Below are 4,170 nucleotides of genomic sequence, written 5' to 3' on the forward strand. Positions count from 1 at the left end.
GCCCACGGTCGTCGAGCCCGCGCACCTCGTCGCGCGTATGGAGTGGACACCCGACGACGCCGTTCCCGCGCACGAGGTGCTCGAGATTCCTGCCGTTCCGCTCGCGCACGTGGCACTCGCTCGGCTCGCCGCGGGGTTGCCCTTTGCCGCACCGCAGCCGCTGTACTTGCGCGCTCCTGATGTGACGCTGTCGACACCGAAGCGGGTGAGCTAGTGCATCCGCCCGCCATTCGCGACGCCGCGCTGAGCGATCTCGACGCCATCATGCACCTCGAGACCTCAACATTTCTCACCGACGCCTGGAGCCGCGACATGATGGCCGCCGAGCTCGCCGCACCGCACACGCGCTACATCGTGGCGGTTGAGGGGGAGACCGTGATTGGCTACGCGGGCCTGAGCGCACCCGCCGGTGTCGAGCAGGCCGACGTGCAAACGATCGCTGTCGATGCGGCGCATCGAGGCAGAGGCATCGGGGCGCGCCTTCTCGACGTGCTGCTCACCGAGGCCGCTGCGCGCGGAGCCGACGACGTGTTGCTCGAAGTGCGCGCCGACAATCCGACGGCGCAGCGGCTGTATGAGCGCCACGGATTCGCAGCAATTGCCGTTCGGCCCCGGTATTACCAACCCGACGATGTCGATGCGATCGTCATGCGCTGGGAGGTGCCGCGATGACCGCAGAGCCTCTCGTGCTGGGCATTGAGTCGAGTTGCGACGAAACGGGCATCGGAATCGTGCGCGGCACGACGCTGCTCGCGAACGTCATCTCATCGTCAATGGAGCAGCACGCGCGCTTCGGGGGAGTCGTGCCCGAAGTTGCCGCGCGTGCTCATCTCGAGGCGCTCGAACCAGCGCTGCGTGAAGCTCTTGCCGTGGCGGGCGTGACGCTCGACGACCTCGACGCGATCGCCGTCACGAGCGGACCGGGTCTCGCGGGCGCTCTCATGGTCGGAGTGGGCGCCGCCAAGGCGCTCGCCGTCGCGCTCGATAAGCCCTTCTACGCTGTCAACCACCTCGTGGGTCACGTCGGCGCCGACGTGCTGCGCACCGAGGGTGAGCCCGCCATCGAGCTGCCCACGATCGCCCTACTCGTCTCGGGCGGGCACACCTCGCTGCTGCATGTGCGCGACCTCACGAGCGACGTTGAGCTGCTCGGCGAGACCATCGACGACGCTGCGGGCGAGGCATTCGACAAGGTGGCCCGTTTGCTCGGACTGCCGTACCCGGGCGGCCCGCACATCGACAGAGCGGCCGCCGAGGGCAACCCGGCCGCCGTGCGGTTTCCCCGAGGGCTTACACTGCCGAAAGACCTCGAGCACCACCGCTACGACTTTTCGTTCTCCGGGCTCAAGACCGCGGTGGCACGGCATGTCGAAAAGCTTCGGGATGCGGGCGAGACCGTGCCCACCGCCGACATCGCCGCCTCATTTCGCGAGGCGGTCGCCGATGTGCTCACGGCGAAGGCCATCGCGGCCTGCACCGACCTGGGAGTGCCGCGCTTGTTGCTCGGCGGGGGAGTCGCAGCGAACACACGGGTGCGGGCGCTCGCCGCGGAGCGCTGCGCTGCTGCCGGAGTTGAGCTGCGCATCCCGCCGCTGTCGCTGTGCACCGACAACGGCGCGATGATCGCCGCGCTCGCGGCACAACTCATCATGGCGGGGCATTCGCCGTCTCCGCTCGACGTGAGCGCCGATTCGACGCTTCCGGTCACCCAGATTCAGGCCTAGCTGCTCATGACGCACCGCGACGCGTCGCGTTGACACTCGGGAATCACACTGCGACCATGGCGTGAGCCCATTCGGGCTGCCACCGTCACTTTTCTGCAGGAGTACATTCATGTCTGACGTCACCCCTCCCCCCGCCGCCACGCCGTACGCCGCGGCAGCCACGGGCCCCAAGACCAACACGCTCGCGATCGTCTCGCTCGTGCTCGCGTTCTTCATCTCGCTCGGCGCGGTCATCTGTGGCCACATCGCCTTGGGCCAGATCAAGAAGACCGGTGAGAACGGTCGCGGTCTCGCGATCGCGGGCCTCGTGCTCGGCTACCTCGGCCTCGTGGTCGGCTTCATCGCTGTTGTTGTCTCGATCTTCTTGCCGTTCCTGATCCTCGGATCAACGGGTAGCTACAGCTACTAGGCCTCAGCGCTGACGAAGAGGCCCGCACCCGGACAAACCCCGGGTGCGGGCCTCTATCATGTGCGAAGCAGTTACCCACCCACCACTCGACCCGAACGGTGTGCGCCCATGACCGAGTCAGCCACTCGCAGCTCAAACCGCCTAGCCCCGGTTGCCCTGATTCTCGCGATTCTCGTTCCGATCGCCGGTGCTGTGCTGGGCCACATCACCCTTCGCCAGATTGCCCAAACGGGCGAGTCGGGTCGAGGCATGGCGCTCGCCGCCACCATCATCGGGTGGGTCGGAACAATCTTGTGGTTCGCCTTTTGGGGCGTGTACTTGGCAACGCTCGGTACTCTCGCGCTGTAACCGTTATCCCTTCACCACCGTTCAAGGAGACTCCCGTGGCCGATTCGACGCTTCCTCCGCCCCCCGCTCCCGCGCCCGGTCAGGGCGCTGCGGATGCTCCGCTTCCGTCCCTCGACACGGCAGCCGCGAAGCCGGCCACGCGCAAGCCTGCCGCCGCTAAGCCTGCCGCTGCGGCGAAGCCCGCTGCTGCCGCGAAGGCCCCGGCAACGAAGGCTCCCGCTACGGCCGCCAAGCCCGCGGCCACCAAGCCTGCCGCCACGAAGGCTCCTGCTGCCGCCAAGCCGGCTGCCACCAAGTCGGCCACGAAGGCTCCCGCAACGAAGGCTCCCGCCACGGCGCCTGCCGCCGTCGAGCCGGCCCCCATCGTGACTCCGCCGCCCGCGGCGGCCGACCGCCCCAACCCGTATGCGCCGGCCGCGGCTGCCCCGGCTGCCGCTCGGGCCGTCGTGCCCGCTAACCCCTACAGCTCAATTCCGACCGCGCCGCCCTCGACGCTCAGCGTGCTCGCGCTCGTCTTTGGCATTCTCGGCTTGGTGCTCTCGCTCTTCGCTTTCGGTTTCTTGCCGGCCCTCGCGGGCGTCATCTTGGGGCACATCGCGCTCAAGCGCGAGCCGCACGCGCGAGGCATGGCGATTGCGGGTCTGTCGACCGGCTACGCCGGCGTTGCGCTGTCCCTTCTCTTGGGGCTGGCGCTCATCGCCGTGTCGATTCTGCCGTGGCTGTTGATTGGCTCCGCCGGCGGATTCGGCGGCTAGTCGCAGCGTTCGGCGATGAGTGCTGCTCGCTCGCCCGCAATGCGCGTGAGCAGCAGCACCGCTGAGTGCGAACCTCGGAGCGCAAGCTTGGGTCGCAGGGTTGCGGGGTCGATGTCGACGCCGCGCTTCTTGATCTCGAGAGTGCCGATGTCGCGCGCAGCAAGCGCGCGCTTGAGAACCGGCACGGCGAGGGGCAGGCGTTCGAGCACGCGAAACCCGCGCGCGAACGGCGTCGGGCTCGGGGTGTCGCACGTGATGTAGGCGATTGTGGGGTCGAGCATCCGGCCCCCCATGCTGCGGGCGAGATCGCCGATGAGGCGCGCGCGAATGACGGCTCCGTCGGGTTCATACACGTAGTCGCCGAGGGCGCCCACCTCGACGTCGTCGCTATCGGCCTCGGCACGGAGCTCGGCAGGGGGCTCGTCGCCGCGCAGCACAAGCGCGGCTCGGCCGACGCCGGGGCGCGCGAGAGTTCCGCTCCACAACACAAGTTCGACGACCTCGCCATCGGCTGAGATCCACTGCGCTTCGAGTCCGTCGGGAAGCAGCGCGCGGTCCATGCCGGGGCCGAGCTTGATTCCCGTGGGCAGTCGGTTGGCGATTGCGAGAGCAGCGGTGAGGCTCGGCGACCAGTCCTCGGGCGCGCTGAGGCGCGTGGCACCGGCCCGGCGCGCGGGGTCGAGCCACACACCGTCGACCTCGTCGAGTGACTGGTCGAGCGCGTCGCCGTGCACGACGTGGGCGCTCGCGAACGGCATGAGGTTGTAGGCGGCGATGGCCGCGGTGGCTTCATCGCGCTCCACGGCCGTGACACTCAGGTCGAGAGCCGCGAGGGCCATGGCGTCACCGCCGATACCGCAGCCGAGGTCGGCCACGCGCGTGAGCCCGGCCGCGGCGAAGCGGCCGGCGTGCAGCGCGGCGACCCGCAGCCGTG

General features: G+C 68.9%; 6 protein-coding genes and 1 pseudogene. 6 read left to right on the forward strand and 1 reads right to left on the reverse strand.

The window, feature by feature from the left end:
- The 6 genes and pseudogenes from SFU54_RS04850 to SFU54_RS04875 form a co-directional block, all read left to right on the forward strand.
- Positions 1-214: pseudogene (locus tag SFU54_RS04850) on the forward strand (tRNA (adenosine(37)-N6)-threonylcarbamoyltransferase complex dimerization subunit type 1 TsaB); the annotation flags it as partial.
- On the forward strand, positions 214-672 hold the full coding sequence (gene rimI / locus SFU54_RS04855) for a ribosomal protein S18-alanine N-acetyltransferase (protein ID WP_319015172.1): 459 nt from the start codon (positions 214-216) through the stop codon (positions 670-672). The pseudogene SFU54_RS04850 and the gene rimI, both read left to right, overlap by 1 nt.
- A complete protein-coding gene (tsaD, locus tag SFU54_RS04860; RefSeq protein WP_319015173.1) occupies positions 669-1,724 on the forward strand; it encodes a tRNA (adenosine(37)-N6)-threonylcarbamoyltransferase complex transferase subunit TsaD in 1,056 nt (351 codons plus the stop codon). Before rimI ends, tsaD begins: the two co-directional genes overlap by 4 nt.
- A gap of 109 nt (positions 1,725-1,833) precedes the next feature.
- Entirely contained in the window at positions 1,834-2,133 is a 300-nt protein-coding gene (locus tag SFU54_RS04865) for a DUF4190 domain-containing protein (protein ID WP_319015174.1), read from the forward strand.
- A 108-nt stretch (positions 2,134-2,241) separates the two neighbouring features.
- Positions 2,242-2,481 carry a DUF4190 domain-containing protein gene (locus SFU54_RS04870; RefSeq protein ID WP_319015175.1) on the forward strand — a complete coding sequence of 80 codons (240 nt, stop codon included), beginning with the start codon at positions 2,242-2,244 and terminating at the stop codon, positions 2,479-2,481.
- 35 nt (positions 2,482-2,516) lie between these two features.
- Entirely contained in the window at positions 2,517-3,236 is a 720-nt protein-coding gene (locus tag SFU54_RS04875) for a DUF4190 domain-containing protein (RefSeq protein ID WP_319015176.1), read from the forward strand.
- Here the strand turns inward: SFU54_RS04875 and SFU54_RS04880 are convergent.
- Positions 3,233-4,170, reverse strand: a 938-nt coding sequence (locus tag SFU54_RS04880) for a class I SAM-dependent methyltransferase (RefSeq protein WP_319015177.1), incomplete at its 5' end; no start/stop codon positions are given. The genes SFU54_RS04875 and SFU54_RS04880 overlap by 4 nt on opposite strands.

The organism is Microcella sp., from assembly GCF_033763155.1.
Classification (GTDB): Bacteria; Actinomycetota; Actinomycetes; order Actinomycetales; family Microbacteriaceae; genus Microcella.

Coding starts and splice junctions, on each gene's coding strand:
- tsaD (WP_319015173.1), top strand. CDS start 669: ATGACCGCAGAGCCTCTCGTGCTGGGCATTGAGTCGAGTTGCGACGAA.
- SFU54_RS04865 (WP_319015174.1), top strand. CDS start 1,834: ATGTCTGACGTCACCCCTCCCCCCGCCGCCACGCCGTACGCCGCGGCA.
- SFU54_RS04870 (WP_319015175.1), top strand. CDS start 2,242: ATGACCGAGTCAGCCACTCGCAGCTCAAACCGCCTAGCCCCGGTTGCC.